At 38.3% G+C, this 17,982-nt stretch carries 16 protein-coding genes and 1 tRNA gene; 11 read left to right on the top strand and 6 right to left on the bottom strand.

Annotated elements, in window-relative coordinates:
- Positions 1–172 precede the first annotated feature (172 nt).
- A complete protein-coding gene (locus J7E57_RS05510) occupies positions 173–679 on the top strand; it encodes a hypothetical protein (RefSeq protein WP_215125949.1) in 507 nt (168 codons plus the stop codon).
- A 255-nt stretch (positions 680–934) separates the two neighbouring features.
- Here J7E57_RS05510 and J7E57_RS05505 read toward each other — a convergent pair whose 3' ends face one another.
- The gene (locus J7E57_RS05505; protein ID WP_215125948.1) at positions 935–1,153 is read right to left on the bottom strand and encodes a hypothetical protein; all 219 of its coding nucleotides are present in this window, start codon (positions 1,151–1,153) and stop codon (positions 935–937) included.
- Positions 1,154–1,683: 530 nt separating this feature from the next.
- On the opposite strand from J7E57_RS05505, the gene J7E57_RS05500 reads away from it, so the two are divergent.
- Positions 1,684–3,639: a sigma 54-interacting response regulator gene (locus J7E57_RS05500; RefSeq protein WP_215125947.1), complete on the top strand. Its 1,956-nt coding sequence runs from the start codon at positions 1,684–1,686 to the stop codon at positions 3,637–3,639.
- Between the two features lie 13 nt (positions 3,640–3,652).
- Here the strand turns inward: J7E57_RS05500 and J7E57_RS05495 are convergent, their stop codons facing one another.
- A complete protein-coding gene (locus J7E57_RS05495; RefSeq protein ID WP_215125946.1) occupies positions 3,653–5,017 on the bottom strand; it encodes an alginate export family protein in 1,365 nt (454 codons plus the stop codon).
- A 346-nt stretch (positions 5,018–5,363) separates the two neighbouring features.
- Here J7E57_RS05495 and J7E57_RS05490 point away from each other — a divergent pair, with 346 nt between their 5' ends.
- Genes J7E57_RS05490 through J7E57_RS05470 form a run of 5 tightly spaced genes read left to right on the top strand, consistent with a single transcriptional unit; the run spans position 5,364 to position 10,463 of the window.
- Complete coding sequence (locus J7E57_RS05490) at positions 5,364–6,164, top strand: alpha/beta hydrolase (protein WP_215125945.1); 801 nt, start codon at positions 5,364–5,366, stop codon at positions 6,162–6,164.
- A gap of 10 nt (positions 6,165–6,174) precedes the next feature.
- A complete protein-coding gene (locus tag J7E57_RS05485; protein ID WP_215125944.1) occupies positions 6,175–7,941 on the top strand; it encodes an amidohydrolase in 1,767 nt (588 codons plus the stop codon).
- Between the two features lie 10 nt (positions 7,942–7,951).
- On the top strand, positions 7,952–8,458 hold the full coding sequence (locus J7E57_RS05480; RefSeq protein WP_215125943.1) for a VOC family protein: 507 nt from the start codon (positions 7,952–7,954) through the stop codon (positions 8,456–8,458).
- Positions 8,459–8,471: 13 nt separating this feature from the next.
- Positions 8,472–9,482: an MBL fold metallo-hydrolase gene (locus J7E57_RS05475; RefSeq protein ID WP_215125942.1), complete on the top strand. Its 1,011-nt coding sequence runs from the start codon at positions 8,472–8,474 to the stop codon at positions 9,480–9,482.
- A 24-nt stretch (positions 9,483–9,506) separates the two neighbouring features.
- Positions 9,507–10,463 (top strand): alpha/beta fold hydrolase, encoded by a 957-nt coding sequence (locus J7E57_RS05470; RefSeq protein WP_215125941.1) that lies wholly within the window; start codon positions 9,507–9,509, stop codon positions 10,461–10,463.
- A 104-nt stretch (positions 10,464–10,567) separates the two neighbouring features.
- On the opposite strand, the gene J7E57_RS05465 is transcribed toward J7E57_RS05470, so the two are convergent.
- Together J7E57_RS05465 and J7E57_RS05460 are read right to left on the bottom strand one after the other, a co-directional pair.
- Complete coding sequence (locus J7E57_RS05465) at positions 10,568–12,838, bottom strand: histidine kinase dimerization/phosphoacceptor domain -containing protein (protein ID WP_215125940.1); 2,271 nt, start codon at positions 12,836–12,838, stop codon at positions 10,568–10,570.
- A 116-nt stretch (positions 12,839–12,954) separates the two neighbouring features.
- Positions 12,955–13,749: an SDR family NAD(P)-dependent oxidoreductase gene (locus J7E57_RS05460; RefSeq protein ID WP_215125939.1), complete on the bottom strand. Its 795-nt coding sequence runs from the start codon at positions 13,747–13,749 to the stop codon at positions 12,955–12,957.
- 771 nt (positions 13,750–14,520) lie between these two features.
- Between J7E57_RS05460 and J7E57_RS05455 the strand changes: the two genes are divergently transcribed.
- The 3 genes from J7E57_RS05455 to J7E57_RS27085 are packed head-to-tail and all read left to right on the top strand — an operon-like array spanning position 14,521 to position 15,860.
- Complete coding sequence (locus tag J7E57_RS05455) at positions 14,521–14,901, top strand: transposase (RefSeq protein ID WP_215125938.1); 381 nt, start codon at positions 14,521–14,523, stop codon at positions 14,899–14,901.
- Positions 14,876–15,430, top strand: a complete 555-nt coding sequence (locus J7E57_RS27090) for a transposase (protein WP_251029811.1) — start codon at positions 14,876–14,878, stop codon at positions 15,428–15,430. Before J7E57_RS05455 ends, J7E57_RS27090 begins: the two co-directional genes overlap by 26 nt.
- On the top strand, positions 15,414–15,860 hold the full coding sequence (locus tag J7E57_RS27085; RefSeq protein ID WP_317196519.1) for a transposase: 447 nt from the start codon (positions 15,414–15,416) through the stop codon (positions 15,858–15,860). Before J7E57_RS27090 ends, J7E57_RS27085 begins: the two co-directional genes overlap by 17 nt.
- 304 nt (positions 15,861–16,164) lie before the next feature.
- Here the strand turns inward: J7E57_RS27085 and J7E57_RS05445 are convergent.
- Positions 16,165–16,241 (bottom strand) — tRNA-His (locus J7E57_RS05445).
- Between the two features lie 173 nt (positions 16,242–16,414).
- Here J7E57_RS05445 and rnhA point away from each other — a divergent pair.
- A complete protein-coding gene (gene rnhA / locus J7E57_RS05440) occupies positions 16,415–16,888 on the top strand; it encodes a ribonuclease HI (RefSeq protein WP_215125937.1) in 474 nt (157 codons plus the stop codon).
- Here the strand turns inward: rnhA and fbp are convergent.
- The gene (gene fbp, locus J7E57_RS05435; protein ID WP_215125936.1) at positions 16,885–17,964 is read right to left on the bottom strand and encodes a class 1 fructose-bisphosphatase; all 1,080 of its coding nucleotides are present in this window, start codon (positions 17,962–17,964) and stop codon (positions 16,885–16,887) included. The genes rnhA and fbp overlap by 4 nt on opposite strands.
- Between the last annotated feature and the right edge of the window lie 18 nt (positions 17,965–17,982).

Below are 17,982 nucleotides of genomic sequence, written 5' to 3'. Positions count from 1 at the left end.
ATAAATTGTACAGATTTATCTTATTTCACAGTAAAATAAAAGTATCAAGAGCTAAATTTGTAAATCCGCTTAGGGGATGTTACTGGTTTGGTTAAGTTAAATATAGGGAGATAGGTATGAAATCTAAATACTTAAAAATAAGTAATTTACTCGTTATAGGGAAGTAAAAAAGTTGGCTAAACAGCTTACCGAGAACAATAATAAACTTGCACGGGCAAGAGAACTGCTATTGTTGGGGGATATTGATGGAAATGATTATAAAACCTTAAAACTGGAGTGCGAAGAAAATATCACAAAAACCGAAGCAAAATTAGAAGAAATCACGAAAAAGAAATATACAATAGCACAGCTAGAGCCCATCCTGAATGATGCGATGTTTACGCTCACTCAATTATTCCCAATTTTCACCAAATCTACGATTAACGATAAAAGAAGGCTGATTGGTTCGATGCTCCCCGAAAAATTTGATTTTGAAAGCCTGCAACATCGAACCGCTTTACTGAGCGAAACGTTTAAGCGTATCCTCCTGACAAACAATAAATTAGAGAGAAAAAAAAAGAGCAAAAGACTATTAAAAATCTCTTGCCCAGTTACGGGGTCAGTGGCGGCGCGAAATTCGAACCATTTTATGGACGAATTGATTGAAATAGGTGGTTTTTCGAAAATTTTGGAGGAATAACATCCATCTATCACGTCCTCATATTTCTTAATAATGTTGTAATGGCAGGTAATTAGTAATTTAAATAACTTGTATGAACTGATTATAAACGAAATTAAACCCAATCCTCCTTTATTAGTCCAATACTTTTACTAATATCACGAACGAATTTTGACAGCGGACGTTTATGTATATCTTCTTCCAAAGTATAATTCCCTGTTATTAGCCTGTCGATATTTTCAGGTTTGATAAAATCAGAAAAACTATTTATGAGGACTAATTTATAGGCTGGGTGTAGATCTCTGCCTTTAGTATTAACTCCTCCGCTACATCTTTGTATTGCTCATAAATACCTTCGATCTCGAATAATTTGGCAAAATCAGAAAAACCAGGTGGTAGCGTTTTTTGTAAAGATTTCAAGCCAATAATGATATCATTTGGGTCACGGCTAATTAGAAATCTACCATGGCTTTCCTTAGCAAGATAGAACTGCAATGAAGATGTATTAGACTTACTTGTATAGAGAAGGAAATCTATTTTATTCGTCCCTTTAACGTTATTACAGCTTCCACATACGGGATAGAGATTGAAAAGTGAAATACTAAAGCAGGGATAACTATTTTTAGAAATGTAGTGGTCAACTTGAAACTTACCCTGAGATGGCCACGATGGATGAAAACCAGTGGCCACTTTTAGCGAAACGCCCAATTTTACATCAGAATAAAAAATGAAGATACATTATAACAATAAATTAGATTACTATTTGAAAATGTGATTTAAAGCTAATGAGCACAATTGATAAGAAGCAACGATATAACGTTGCGTGCAGAATGAAAACAACGAGATACCGTAGAAATAAAAAGGTTCAAGGCCAATTTCTTCGGAACATTAAATTAAATAGGTATTTTTAAGCATTAAAGCTAAATGCGGTAATGTTTGGCTTTCTGTTTGAATATACAGTCTATGGATAGTTAATCCTCTATCTATAGGCTGTTCACCCAACTATAATCATTAAACCCTAATTAATGCCTAAAGAAATCCTTATTGTAGAAGATGAGTTCATCATTGCAGATACCCTAAGTCGAATTATAAAAAAGGCAGGCTATGGATTATCCGGTATTGCAAACACGGTAGCAGAGGCTTTAGAAATTATCCATCGCAAACAACCTGATTTTGTGTTGATTGATATTCAACTAATAGGTGAATTATCGGGTATAGATTTAGCAAATAGCCTTACAGAACTCAATCTCCCATTCATTTTCATTTCTGCAAATTCCAATCAAAAGATACTCGAAGCAGCAAAAAAAACTAAACCTTATGGTTTTGTAATCAAGCCATTTCGTGATAAAGATGTAATTGTTGCTTTAGAAATTGCCCTGTACCGCTATGAGAATAACAAGGAAATAGGTTTTAGACAAGACACGGCACTTCAAAGAAAGGCCGCACAGATTATAAACTCAGATGCAGATTGGAAGCAAAAGTTATTGGGCATTAGTAAGGCGCTACAGCCCTATGTTCCGTTTGAATACGTTACAGTAGGTTTCAAATCTGAAAGAGAACAACCCTTTAATGAGTATGGTTTCTTAAGGATTGGTTACGATGAATATCAAAATATCGGACCAGCAGAACTTGCCACCATTACCGGCATCAGTCTTAAGGATTTATCTACCTTAAGCAATGAAGACCCATTGGATAGTTTTGCTAACTACTACGACCAGGAAGACCTTATTGGATTGCTTTATAAACAAAGTATTAAAAAGCTAATCACAAAAAACTTTAAGATGAATTCCCATTTTGTTCTTCCACTACAAATAAATGGAAAGGGAATATTTTTCATTAACTTCTACTCCAGGCTTACAAATGCATACGGCGAAGACCATTTGCTATTTGGGAATCGCTACGAAAAATTTCTTACAGGATTTATTGACACATTACTTTCTGACCCACAGCAAACCTTAATCTCTACTGGAAAAGTTGAATATAGGCCAGCCAACAGAGAACAGAAAATTGAAAAAAGCAATTTGTTTGAAGGCATTATCGGAAATTCCCATTTGCTATTAAAAGTTTTTGATAATATCATCCAGGTTGCCCCGGCAAATTCATCTGTCTTAATTCTCGGTGAAAGTGGTACAGGAAAGGAGAAAATAGCACATCGAATTCATGCACTTTCACCCCGAAATAATAAGCCCTACATAAAGGTAAATTGTGCTGCTTTACCTATAACCTTAATTGAATCTGAATTATTCGGTCATGAAAAGGGCTCCTTTACTGGCGCTTACGACAAGAAGATAGGAAAATTTGAACAGGCGCATACCGGTACTATATTTTTGGATGAAATTGGAGAAATCCCATTGGAAATTCAGGTAAAATTATTGCGTGTATTGCAAGAAAAAGAAATTGAACGGGTTGGTGGACGGGAAACCATTAAAACTGATGTACGCATAGTAGCTGCAACCAATCGCAACCTCGAACAGGAAGTTGCAGAAGGCAGATTTAGGCTTGACTTGTATTACAGGTTAAATGTAATCCCGATTGTGATGCCGGCTTTGAGAGACCGCATAGACGATATACCTGTTTTGGCTAAGCATTTTCTTACCTATTACAACCGGAAAACCGGGAAAAATGTTCGTGAACTTTCAAATGAAGTAGTTGACCAGCTGAAAACCTATCATTGGCCGGGTAATATCCGCGAACTGGAAAATTTAATTGAACGAAATATTCTACTTAGTAAAAATGACCAAATAGACCATATCGATTTACCAAGACAACTTCTAAACCCGGCCTCAACGGGTTTCAGCGAGCCAATTGTTAGCTCTATGAGCGAAAGCGAAAAAACACATATCCTGGCTGCACTTAAGAAGTGTAACGGTAAAATATGGGGAACGGGTGGTGCTGCTGAACTCTTAAAGCTGCCACCGACAACGCTCAATTCAAAAATGAAAAGACTTGGGATTAAGAAAGACTTTAACAACTATCACTAACCATCAGCGCTCACTAAAACTTTAAGGTAAACGTAATTCCCGACATTAAAATATCTTTTCCGTTGCCAGCTTGTTTAAGGTATGCTCCGGCGCTAAACCAGTTTACCTCTGCCCTCACATATAAAAATGGCATAGGCGTATATTCTAATGAAGTGCCCAGTTGTCCACCTATATGAACAGCATTGGTACCCTTACCCGAATAAAGTAAGCGACCATTGACTGCATAAATTCCGTCATTTTTACTCAACCTGTAAAATACATCATAATCAGTTGTCCAAACCAGGTTTCTAGCTGCTGAAAATTCTACCGAAGGATGTACATCAAACAAATTTGATGGGCCAATTAATGCCGCTAATCCAAAATAGCCTCCTCTTGGAAATAGTGGATTAAAGGTATTCAGCTTTCCATCTGCATAGTCCAGGTCTCCGCTAATCAACTCCGTTTTTAGTCCAAGTTTAGGATGCAGGTTAACATCAAAAGCATGAGATACATTTGCAGAGATGGTCCATGCCGAAATTTTACTGTTGCTAAATGTACCGAACTGATATAGTCCCTCAATATCATATTGCCAATTACTCCCTGCCTTATAACTGCGCAAACCGATAGAATGCCTTAGCTCCTCGCCTTTCCCATCATCAAATACTGCACTTCTCTTTTTGATGCCTAGATAATAAACATCTAAAGCATTAATGACTGGCGCTTGGTTAAGGGTAGCATAAGTACCCCATAAAGCAATGTTTGAAGTGGGAACATCATCAAAAATTCCGTTTTTTGCCTGTACATAGTGAGAGAAAAAAGCATCTGCTTTAAACCGTTTAGCACCGAATAAAATTTTAGCCCCATCAAAAGATTGACGGTTATTTGGTGCATCTCTTACAGAAACCAATCGCTGTGAACCGTAAAGCAATTCCTGTCTGCCAATCCTAAATATTAGGCTATGGTTTTTTCCTGAAAGAAAGTTAAAGTCTAGGAAAGCCTGATGGAGGTCGAGTGGGTTCTCATTTACTGCGCTAGGCGCTTCAGCTTCACCATTGCTTAAACTACTTTGAAGCTGCACAAAAGCACGCAAACTTTTCCCCAAATGTAAATCGCTATGCAATAGATAACGGGAAAGTACAAAGCCATCTGCATCTTTTGGTTCATCGCCCCACAAAGGATTGACATAGTTGAAATACTGACTGCGGAATTCGCCACCAAAACTTAAATAGGAGCTTTTTTTAGTATTCAGCGGTATAAACTTGAACCGCTGGTACCAGGTTGCTGTAGAATCCTGAGCAAAATGGGCGTTATCCTCATCGTAGCGCAAGGATTTAAAATTTGGCTTTTGTCCGTAGCAAAAAAACGGCAAGAACAAGAACAGATAGATTAACTTTTTCATTTGAGTTGATTTTGAATTGGCATTCCAACCCATGTGCCAAAGACCGAAACCGCCTTTAAACGCGCTCTACATCACTTATTTCTTTTAGAAAACTATGCTATCGAAAAACAACGAAAATACAGCGACATAGCGTTGATGCAGAGCCATTTGGCTTTTACGCTCCACTTAGAGTGATATCGCTCAGATTTCAAACAAAAATGATGAACAACCCTATTTCGTTGTTCTGAATTATCTGCCACGAAATAAAGTTAATCCAAAGGCCAAAAAAAAAACATAAACAACTATAAATCAGACATATAAATAAACGGAATACCATTTGAACAGGCATCGACAAAACAGCCATTAAATGAAAAAGAAAATCACCAAATCTGTATTATTCATCACAGGCGCTTTTGTAAGCAATAATTGTTGGGATGAATGGGTCGCCTATTTCAAGGAAAATGGTTATACGACCTATGCGCCGGCCTGGCCCTACAAAAATGAACCAGCTGATATCCTCAGGCAAAAACAACCTGATGCGGCAATTGCCTCCCAACGTTTGAACAACCTCACGGAACACTATGCAACAATTGCAGTAGCTATGGATGAAAAGCCAATATTAATTGGACATTCAATGGGTGGTCTGATTGTTCAGTTGCTACTTCAACGGACCTTAGGCTGTGCCGGAATAGCAATCCACTCCTTGCAGCCTAAAGGCATTTTCACATTCAAGTTCTCCTTTTATAAAGCAGGCTGGAATGCGCTGGGTTTTTTCACTGATGCCACTAAGAGCTACCTCATGTCCTTTCAGGAATGGCAATACGCATTTACCAATAACATGAGCTATGACAAACAAAAGGATGGCTATTATAAACTGTTGACACCAGAATCAAAATTAGTAATTAGAGATGCGACAACCAATGCTGCCGAAATCGATTTCGAAAAACCACACCCACCTTTATTATTCTTAGCTGGCACTGCTGATAACTTCATTCCCGCATCCTTAAATCACGCCAACTTCAAAAAATACAGCCACCCAGATTCTATTACAGAATACCAGTTACTCGAAGGCAGAAACCATTTCGTACTTGGACAACCTACCTGGCGGGAGGATGCAGCGAATGTACTCAACTGGCTTCAAAACATCGAAGCAATTATTCACAATTAAATATAAAATCATGTTCAAAATATATTTATCCACCCTCTTTTGTTTCTTCTCTTTCAGCCTGATGGCTCAGCGTGGTGCAGATATCATCATTATTAATGCAAAGATTGCAACAATGGTTAAAGCAAATGAGTTCCGGCAATCTGTAGCGATTAAAAGTGGAATAATTGAAGCAACTGGAACCAACAAGGAAATGCTTTCTGGTTTTAAAAATATCAATACAAAAGTTATTGATGCTAAAGGCCAGACAGTGGTTCCGGGCCTTAACGATAGCCACATGCATATTATTCGCGAAGGATTACACTTCAATAGCGAATTGAGATGGGATGGAGTAAAAACCTTGAAAAGAGCAATGGAGATGCTGAGCGAACAAGCAAAGCGAACACCTCCTGGCGTATGGATTAAGGTAATAGGTGGATGGAATGAATTTCAATTTGAAGAAAAGAGACAACCAACCATTGATGAAATTAATCAAGCTGTACCTGATAAACCTGCTTTAATTACTTATTTATATGGAAAAGCTTTTCTGAACAAGAAAGGAATCGAGGTACTGGGCTATAACAAAAATACCCATTACGAAGGCAGCTTACTGGAAACAGATAAAGCTGGCAACCTCACCGGATTAATGTTTGCAAAAGAAACACCAAAAGCAATTTATACTACGCTTGCTTTAACAACGGTACTAAACCACGAAGAAAGGTTAAACAGCACCCTCCAATTTTACAGGGAGCTGAATAGTTTCGGTTTAACAAGCGCTGTTGATGCAGCTGGTGGCGGACAAAATTATGATGCTGACTATAACATTGCGACTGAACTGGCCAAAGCAGGAAAACTAAATTTAAGAACATCGTACTACCTTTTCGCTCAGAAAAAGGGAACAGAACTGCAAGACTACGAAAAATGGGTAGCCGAGACCTATCCAAATAAAAACGATCACATGCTCATGGCTAATGGTTTTTCGATGGAAGGTGCTGGCGAAAATATTATCGCTTCAGCAGCAGATTTTGAAAATTTCCTAGAACCCAGAATCGTGCTCTCCGATAGTATGGAAATCGACTTAGAACCCATAATAAGACTATTGGTAAAAAACCGCTGGCCATTCAGGCTACACGCCACCTATGGAGAATCTATAGAAAGAATGTTATCCATATTCGAAAAAGTGGATAAAGAAATTCCATTTAATGGTTTAAAGTGGTTTTTTGATCATGCAGAAACCATTACAGAACCGCAGCTAATGCGGGTAAAAAAACTTGGTGGAGGTATCGCCGTACAATTTAGAATGTATTTCCAGGGGGAACTTTATACCAAGCTAAATGGAAAACCAAATAGACAACTTCCTCCAATTAAACAAATGCTTCAATCGGGAATTCCTGTTGGAATGGGAACAGATGCCCCAAGAATTTCAACCTATAATCCGTGGATGGCTATCCATTGGTTGCTTACCGGAAAAACTATAGGTGGAATGCAGTTTTGGCCTGAAGACCAAATATTGGATAAATACACCGCTCTAAAACTATATACCTCTGGGAGCGCATGGTTCTCTGGCGAAGAAAAACTAAAAGGAACAATTGCAAAGGGAATGTATGCCGATCTTGTTTTGCTATCCGATGATTATTTCAAACTCCAGCCAGATGAGGTAAGAAAAATCTCTGCCAAAATCACTATTGTGAATGGAAAAATAGTTTATGCAAAAGATGAGTATAAATCATTAGATCCTGGTATTGCTCCAGTAATTCCAGAATGGTCTCCGGTAAAATATTACGGAGGATATCAACACTAAATAATTGATTATGAAAACAAAAATCAAACTCCTATTTTTCTTTTTGGCCTACTTTTATTTTACTAATGAAGCAATTGGACAAGAGAAATACCGTCTTTTCGGAATGGCCATCAGTGTACAGAACCTCGAAGAATCTATTAAATGGTACCATGATGTACTCGGTTTTAAATTGGTAGAGCGATCAGAATATCCAATTATCCATGCCAAAACTGCTTTTGTAGAAGGTGCTGGAATTCGGTTGGAACTTTTGGAAGTGGAAGAATCTTTCCGTTTACCAGAATTATTTGCAGATCCTCCTAAACACATGCAGTTAATTGGAAATAAGGCCCTGATCCTATATGTCGACAATCTAACAGCCATTACTAAAGAGCTAGAGAAGAAAAAGGTAGCATTTGCATTTAAGGAAGCTCAACTTAATAATAAAGGCTTAAAAAGCACAATCATCCGAGATCCTGATGGCAACTTCATTAGCATATTCAGCAAGAAGGGAATGATAAAGATTAATCAAAGCAAATAATAAACACAAAATCATGAAAACAACTAAATTATTAGCGCTGTTCCTGCTGCTGCTACATTTCAGCACGACCAGCAATGTCAAAGCGCAAATGCCACTCCCACCAACCGTTCCTATTTGGGACGCAAACAAAGTTGAATTAAAGCTTCAAAAAATCACAGTAGATACTTATGCAATAATCCCCACCACTGCTGAAGCTGAAACCTCAAAAGGTATTCCACAGGCAACTACGGGAGGTTTTATAATTGGTGAAAAGGGAGTATTGCTCATTGAAGTAATGATGACCAAAAGACTTTATGATCAACAGATTAAACTAATTCGTTCGGTTACTGATAAGCCTATTCTCTTTGCGGTAAACACAAGTGATCATGGTGATCATTGTTTTAGCAATTATCTATTACCAGAGGGTACCTTAATTATTCAAAATGAGTTTGCTAAAGAAAATTTAGCAACTAACTACGAGGGCATTAAACAATTTATGGTGATGTTATTTGGAACAAATAGAGGAATTGAAAATACAGTCTATCGCCCTGCAGATATTGTAATTCCTAAAAACAGCAACCTTAAGCTCGATTTAGGAAAAGGCAAGATTATAGAATTTATGAATGTTGGCACAGCTCAATCTCCAGCAGATCTATTTGTTTGGATGCCATCAACGAAAGTTTTCTGGGCTGGTAATCCATTCATCGCCGAAAGCCCGGCCATACCATGGCTATTTGATGGTTTCTTTCTCGAACCAGTAGAGAATTTAAAAAAGGTCTATAATTTTCTTCCGACTGATGCAATCGTAATTCCTGGTCATGGCCGAATCACAAATAAGGCTGGGATTAAATATACCATCGACTATGTAGAAGCCTTAAAACTCAATATAGAAAAAGCAGTTGCTAATGGACTTACACTAGAGCAGGCCAAGGCTTCCATCAAGATGGATGAATTTAACAAAGGCTATACCCTATTCAACTGGCTTCATTTTAATTTTAACCTTCCAAACGCCTACAAAGACATTAGCAGTAATCCTAAAAAATAAATCATCAACTAAATCAAATAAATCATGAAAAAAACAGGAAAATTCTTATTCGTAATTGGAGCAATTTACTTCCTCTTAATTATGTTCACAACATCTGCAAACGCCAGATTTGCAAGCACAGCAGTAAAGGCGGCTAATCCTCCTGCTGGCTTTAAACATCAGTATGCCAATGTAAATGGCGTTAAAATTCATTATGTAATTGGTGGTAAAGGAGCGCCACTTCTATTGGTACATGGATTTGGTCAAAACTGGTTCATGTGGAACCGCTTACTACCAGAGCTTTCTAAACATTTTACCGTAATAGCACCAGATTTAAGAGGTGTTGGAGAGTCTGCTAAACCTGCAGGCGGTTATGATAAAAAAACCATGGCAAAAGATATGCATGAGCTGATGAAAAAACTAGGTTATAGCAATATTAACCTTGCCGGTCACGATATAGGATTAATGGTTGCCTATGCCTACGCTGCGCAATTCCCGGATGAAGTCAAAAAACTTGCTTTAATGGATGCCCTACTTCCGGGCGTAGAACCAGTTTGGAGTCAGGTTAAAGCAGGTGCCTGGTGGTTTGGATTTTTCGGAATGCCTAATTCCGGTGAAATTGTTTCGGGTAAGGTTGGTCTTTTTCTTACCAGCTTCTGGCCTTTGGTTGGCTATGTTAAGAATCCATTTTCAGTGGCAGAAAAGAATGAGTTCGTTAGAGCTTACAGCGTTCCGGGCGCAACAACAGGTGCATTCCATTGGTTTGGGGCATTTCCACAAGATGCGAAAGATAATGTTGAGTTGATGAAAACTAAATTAAAAATGCCGCTGCTTGCAATGGGTTCGCAACATTTCGCAGCCCCATTTCTTGCCGAACACTCAAAACTGGTTGCCATCAATGTTCAGGAATCCATCATCAAAGGTTCTGGGCACTGGGTGGTTCAGGAGAACACCCCTCAGGTTCAAAAAGATCTGTTAGACTTCTTTCTAGGGCATAAATAATACCCAATCACTCCATAAGCCAGGTTCCATATTATTAAAATAGAGGCCTGGCTTACATTTACATAAGCAAATACAAAATCAAAATTTCGTGCTGGATGACTTCATCAAATGGCAACGACATCAGCTACTATCTTGTCTGTTTCAAAATTTACTTCTATCGTAACTCCATTATGATTTTGAATTGCAAAAGTGCCTCTTAACTGTTTCGTTAAGCCACGCATTAAATTCATTCCCATAGAATCGGTTACATTTAAATCAAATCCCTCGGGCAAGCCAACACCATTATCTGTAATCGTCAATTTTATATGTGTTTTGTCTATTTGGTTGAGAAAAACCCCGATAGGATTATAAAGACCATCAGGGTAAGCATATTTAATCGAATTGGTAATCGCTTCATTCATAATTAAACTTAAAGGTATCGCCTGAGAAACGGACAGATAAACCTGGTCAAACTGCCTTTGGAACTGCAAGCGGTGTCCAACATCACAGCTATCTTTCAGGTAACTAATAAATTCATCAATATATTCAGCCATATTTATTAAGTCAAGCCCTTCCGACTGATATAATTTTTGATGGATTAAGGCAATGGAACGCATTCTGTTTTCACTATTCAAGATGGCCTCCTTTGCGTCTTTGTTATCTACATAATCAGACTGACGTTGCAACAGCCCAATAACAATCTGTAAATTATTCTTAACCCGGTGGTGAATTTCTTTTAATAACCATTGTTTTTCTTCGAGCAATTCATCTTTATCAGATAACAGCGAGTTCAGCTCATTATTTCTTTGTTGTATAATCTTATTGCTCTTTTGCTTTTCGCGAAAACTGTAGATTAATACCCCGAGTAGCAAAAGCAATAACACAGCAATCCCCACAATCAGATTTCTGATGTAGCCGGCTTGTAAAACCTTATCCATTAGTAAGGATCGGTCTTTTTTTAGAGATGTAATCGCGGCTTCTTTTTGCAGGGTTTTATACTGCACCTGTATTTCTGCAATCTGTTTGGCAGAGGCAATATTATAAGCAGAATCACTCTTTCGCTTAAACCTTCGGTAATGTTCCAGCGCAGACTCAAAATTATGATTTGCAGAATCAATTTTATAATAATACAGGGCATCTTCAGCACTGTTCAAAAATGACTGGCTATCTGAATGAATGTTCTTGAATTCCTTATTTAAGAACCTACGGGATAGCTCATATTTTCCCTGTGCCATATAAAAACCAGCCAGTACTTTGTTCCCCCAGGATTCATCTATTGTCCTGCAGTGATAATAAGCAGCCATTTTTAAATACCACTTTTCTGCCAGGCTAAATTGCTTAACAGCATTGTAGTAATTTCCATAGATTTCGGCCTGTCTACCAATTTGCAGGCTATCTACTGGCGGATATTTTTTGAATATCTTCAGTGCTTCTGCAATGGCAACTTTGGGCTTCTTTAAAATTACCCATTCCCTTACAGCCTCATTAAGATGGAGGTAAGTATATTCTGTAGTGCTATTTCCAATGTTGTTTCTGGTTCCGATACTAATTGCACGGCGAAAATTTTCGAGCGCATTTGCATGGTCTTTCATATCCGAATATACATAAGCTAACTGACCATAGCGCTGCGCCATATTCTGGTATTTTAAGGTATCGCCTCTTTGGTTGGCATTGTCGATTGTCAATAGTCCATAACGCAACGCTTTACTTAAATTGCCCTTATTTCTGTAGATTATTGAAAGATCGTAATAGGTAAAACCGAGGTCGTTCGAATGGGCAGTCTGGTATAACTTCAGGCCTTTCAAGGCATAAAATTCAGCACTATCTAATTGAACTCGGTCATAGTATTCACCACCTAAAGATGCACAGCATTCGGCTTGTTTGGCTATATCTCCAGTTTCGCGGTACAACTCAAGGGCTTTTTTCAAATTATAAATCACTTCCGGCCGGTGTTTATATGAGTTCTTCATCATATTGCCAAAACGTAACCAGGTGCGTGCCTCCCTCTTTTTATCCCCATCTTTTTGATAGGACTGGATAACACTCATGCAGTATTGTTTACCGGCAATAAGATTATTCAACTTGAAATAGGCTTCAGCTACCCGCAACATTCCCTCGTATTTGTTATTAACCCTGAGTTTTGCTGAATCGACAAACTTTATGGAGTATAAAAAATATTGTAGAGCACTATCCAGATTAACCCGCCTATTGCCAGGTTTTAACAACTGAATTTTCCCTAATTGTTGAATGAGGTCGCATTTAATGCTATCGTTCGTGGCAGTTTGAATCATGCGCTTTACACTAGCAGCATCTGCCTGGTCTCCCGGAAGTACCTGTGAGAAAGCGTGGAAATGCAATAAAATTAAAGCAACCAGAACGATGTAGGGGATTTTCATATAATTTATCGAACTAATTTACTCAAATTTAGGCACGAATCAATACTGCTGGATCAAAGGTTTACTCATAGGATTTGTTAATACCCCAAACCGTTTTTTAAATCTATAACAAGCAATTAGAGTATACCTTTCAATAAACCACCTTCAGCCCTAATTGCAGCACCATTAGTGGCTGATGCAAGGGGACTGGCCAGGTAAGTCACCATATTCGCCACTTCAGCAGTATCTAAGAAGCGCCTGATAATTGATGTTGGTCGAACAGTATTAAAAAAATCTGTTTCGATTTCAGCGGTGGTTTTGTTCTGATCAACAGCCAGTTTTTTAATAAACCCTTCAACGCCTTCTGATAATGTTGGTCCGGGTAATACTGCATTTACCGTAACAGCAGTTCCCTTGGTCAGTTCAGCTAATCCACGAGCCAGAGCCAATTGGGCCGTTTTGGATACGCCATAATGAATCATTTCTTCTGGGATCTGCACAGCCGATTCACTTGATATAAAGATAATCCGACCCCAGCCATTTTCCACCATCTTACCAAAGTATTCTCGTGATAAACGAATTCCACTCATTACATTAATTTCATAAAAGCGCAACCAATCTTCGTCAGTGATCTCTGCAAAAGCCTTGGGTTCAAATATGGCTACGCTATTTACCAGAATATCAACTTCTGGCAATTGTAAAACCATATTTTGAATAGATTCTGCAGAAGCAAAATCAGCAACGATGCCCGTCACCTTATCATTGCCACTTTCTGCTTTAATCTGCGATATAGCTGTTTCAACACGCGTGCTTGTACGCCCATTAACAATCACTTCTGCACCTTCTTTGGCGAGGCTGAGTGCAATTGCAAAGCCTATTCCGGCAGTCGAACCTGTGATAAGCGCTTTCTTGTTTCTTAATTGTAAGTCCATGCTTAGTTGTTTATATACAAATTGATTAGTTTAATCCAAACACATACCTAAAATATAAGCTTTTGATTTACAGCATTTTGCTACAAACCCACACCAATACAACAGCGTTATTTCGTTGTTTTTAAATTAAATCAACGATACTAAGAGGAATGTTCATCAGCCTTTTCATTTATGCGTTGTTTTATCTATTTCATACACAACTTTTCAGTTTTTGGTTAAAATCTTAATATGAAATCAATAGAATCCGACATGGTTTAATCAAATAAGTGTTTAAAAACTTCCCTGATTTATATTGAACCTCTCATTTCGTTATTAACCAGCTTGCCATTTGCATTCACAATCCCGTTCTTAACATGGATCAAGCGTAAATTTGGGAGCTAATATTAATTTGGAGCGCAATGGCTTGCTACGAACAATGGTTTCCCTACATACGCTCCAATCTCTTGGAAACTCGGTCTATACTGCTCATGAACCGCAAGCCAAAAGGATTTCGCTGCTGTAGGGGCTATTGATCTGGGCTTGTACAGAGAAGTCCGAAGGACCTAAAAGCCGGATTCTGGATGTTAAGAGGAAAATGAACTAAACCTTGAATCAATTTTCAGGCGGAAATCCCGCCAAAAACCACTGAATTGTTATTTAAATCTGATCGGATAGCTATCGGATGGAACGAACACGAAGCGAAGCGGAGTAAAGTGGAAGGCGGGACTACAGTAGCCAAGCACTACTAGGGATCAAGCAAAAAAGTTGGGGAGTTGAGAAGTTTATTTAATTTTGTACAACACTATTATTTTGGACACCTCAATACTATCTTTTATACTGTCTGAAGGCTTAACCGAATACTTTGAACTTGATAAGTTTGAACTTTCTGAAGGCTCTTATCATATTTATCTTTTAGAAAAAAACATTCACCCTGAGGAGCATTCAGGAGAGAAGCTAATTTCTAAGGGTTTTTTCGATGAAGTCACCGTTCGCGACTTTCCTTTACGTGGCAAGCCTTGTTTTTTGAAGGTTAAGCGCCGCAAGTGGCAAAACCTCAATACGAAAAAGATTGTTTTTAGGGATTGGAATCTGGTTGCCGATGGTACTAAGATGACTACTGAGTTCGCATTTTTTTTTGAAAAGCTATTTGGATTCAAGCCCAATAAGCTGTAAAACTCTGGGTCATTTCTTTGGAGTAGATGGTAAACGCCTTGAGGAACAATATGCTAGTCATCTGAGTGGATTTACAGATTGGGATCAGTTGGAACATGCGGAGAACTGGCTTGTTTTTCCGGAGAATCTGGGAGAATATCTTTCCATAGATGAAACCAGCCTCTCCCAGGGAGAGCTGTATACCGTTCTGACCAATAAGGCTGCAAAAGGCAAAAAAGGTGCTTTGGTTGCCATTATTAAGGGAACTGAAAGCGAATCGGTTATCAAAGTCCTTTCTCAGATCAAGGTAGGCTTGCGCAGAAAAGTGAAAGAAGTTACTCTTGATCTTGCTCCAACAATGTCCCGTATAGTTAAACGGTGCTTTCCTAATGCAGAACTGGTTTCCGATCGGTTCCACGTACAGCAACTGGCTACCGAAGGTGTCCAGGAAATAAGGATAAGATACAGATGGGGAGGCCATCGAACAGGAAAACAAGGAAATGGAGCTGGCCAAGACTGCAAAAAAACGCTGGGTGCCGGAATTGCTTGAAAATGGTGATACAGTAAAACAATTACTCGCAAGAAGTAGATACTTACTGTTCAAGAGAGAGGTTAACTGGACCCCTTCACAATCACACCGGGCAGAGTTATTATTTGGTTTGTATCCTGATCTTGAGCAGGCTTATAAATTAAGTCAGGGTTTGTCCATTATACTCAGTACCTCCAAGGACAGGATAGTTGCTTTTAAAAAGCTGGCCATTTGGTATAATCAAGTAGAAGCAGCGGGATTCAAATCGTTTAACACGATTTCAAGAACAATCCAGAACAACTATCAAACCATATTAAACTACTTTACAAATAGAAGCACCAATGCATCTGCTGAATCTTTCAACGCTAAAATAAAAGCATTCAGATCACAGTTTAGGGGAGTGAGAAATGTAAAATTCTTCTTGTTCAGATTAGCTAAAATTTATGCCTAGAATTAATCCCCAACTTTTTTGCTTGACCCACTACTAGCGCTGTTTTCCTATTCCCAATCCAAAAATACCTCCATCCCCCATTTTTTTTGCTTGATCCCCTTTCACTTGAAAAAATGGTATGCGATGGAGGCCGATATCGAACACTCTTAGTCAACGAAATTACTGAACATATCTTTTTTGCTTGACTCCCTAAAATATTGCTCCCCCAACTTTTACGCTTGATCCCATTTTAGTTTTGCAAAAATCTGACAAAAAGCTTATTACATAAAAAAAGCAGCTCTTTTCAGAACTGCTTTTAAAAACTTGGGGTGGCTGATGGGGCTCGAACCCACGACCCTCGGCACCACAAACCAATACTCTAACCAACTGAGCTACAACCACCGTTTTTAGTGTCACAAAAGTACGACTTTTAATATTTCTTACAAATATTTTTTTCAAAGTTTTTACAACTAATTTTTAATTCGTTAACATTCAATTATTTGAAATCAAAATATTTTTACATAAGCAGATAAAACAAGCTATTTTAAACCTAAAAACATAACTTTACAGCATTTATGATCGAAATTTATACAGACGGAGCAGCTAGTGGAAACCCAGGGCCAGGTGGTTGGGGTACAATTTTAAGGGCAGGGCAGCACTATAAGGAACTAAGTGGCGGTTTTAGAATGACCACCAATAACCGCATGGAACTATTGGCTGTAATAAAAGGATTAGAAGCGTTAAAAAGCCTAAATCAACAAGTAACCGTTTACTCCGATTCGAAATATGTAGTAGATGCCGTGGAGAAGAAATGGGTTTTCGGCTGGGTAACCAAAAATTTTAAGGATAAAAAAAACAAAGACCTGTGGTTGAGGTTCCTGGAACTATATAAACTTCACAAGGTGAAATTCATATGGATTAAAGGTCACAACGATCACCCGGAGAATGAGCGTTGCGACCGTTTAGCTGTTTTTGCTTCGCAAGACAAACAAAACCTGGCTATAGACAGTTTTTTTGAAGCAGAAAGAAATAAGGCAACTTTGCTCTAATCAATTCCACCAATTACATTTAAATCTTCCAGTTTAGCATCCACCTTGTTTTCGATAGAAATCGATTTTGCCGTATATAGCAACATCATTTCTTCGGCTTTTTCAACCATATTTTTTGATCCGATAAAAATCGGAACCCTTTGGTGCAATTCAGTTGGATTGATATCAAGTATGCGATCGAAGCCTGTACTCGCCTTACCCCCAGCCTGCTCAATAATAAAGGCCATTGGGTTACATTCGTATAACAACCTTAATTTTCCATTTGGCGAACGTGAGGTTGTGGGGTAAATATAAATTCCACCTTTAATTAAATTACGGTGAATATCGCCCACCATCGATCCGATGTAACGTGATGTATATGGCCGTTTGGTAGCCTCATCTTCTACCTGGCAATATTTAATATACTTTTTAACGCCATCAGGAAAGTGCACATAATTGCCTTCATTTACCGAATATAGATAACCCGTTTCCGGTATTTTCATTTGAGGGTGCGAAAGGCAAAATTCGCCGATTGATGGATCAAGCGTAAATCCGTTAACACCTTTTCCGGTTGTGTAAACCAGCATGGTAGATGAGCCATAAATAATATAGCCGGCAGCAACTTGCTGTGTGCCTTTTTGCAATACATCTTCTAAACTTGCCTTCCCCTCGACTGATTTCCTCCTATATATTGAAAAAATAGTACCAACCGCAACATTTACATCTGTGTTTGAAGAACCATCTAAAGGATCGATACATACAATATACTTTGCATTTTGCGAAACGGGAGATTCGATGTGGATAATTTCATCTTCTTCTTCAGTTGCTACAATACAGCATTCGCCACCACTGGTTAAAGCCGCAATAAACTGTTCATCAGCATAAACATCTAGCTTTTTTTGTTCCTCACCCTGAATATTGGTGGTTCCCATATCGCCTAAAATATCAACTAAACCAGCTTTATTAATTTCGCGGTTTACAATTTTTGCGGCAATAGCAATATCCCTAAGTAGCCTAGAAAGTTCTCCTTTAGCATATGGGAAATCTGCTTGTTTTTCTATAATAAATTGTCCTAGTGTTTTAACGCCACAAACCATACTTAGTGTAAATTTTAC

This window comes from Pedobacter sp. ISL-64 (assembly GCF_018613605.1).
Taxonomy (GTDB): domain Bacteria; phylum Bacteroidota; class Bacteroidia; order Sphingobacteriales; family Sphingobacteriaceae; genus Pedobacter.
Note: the sequence above shows the minus strand (reverse complement) of the source record. Positions and strands in the feature narration are given on the sequence as shown.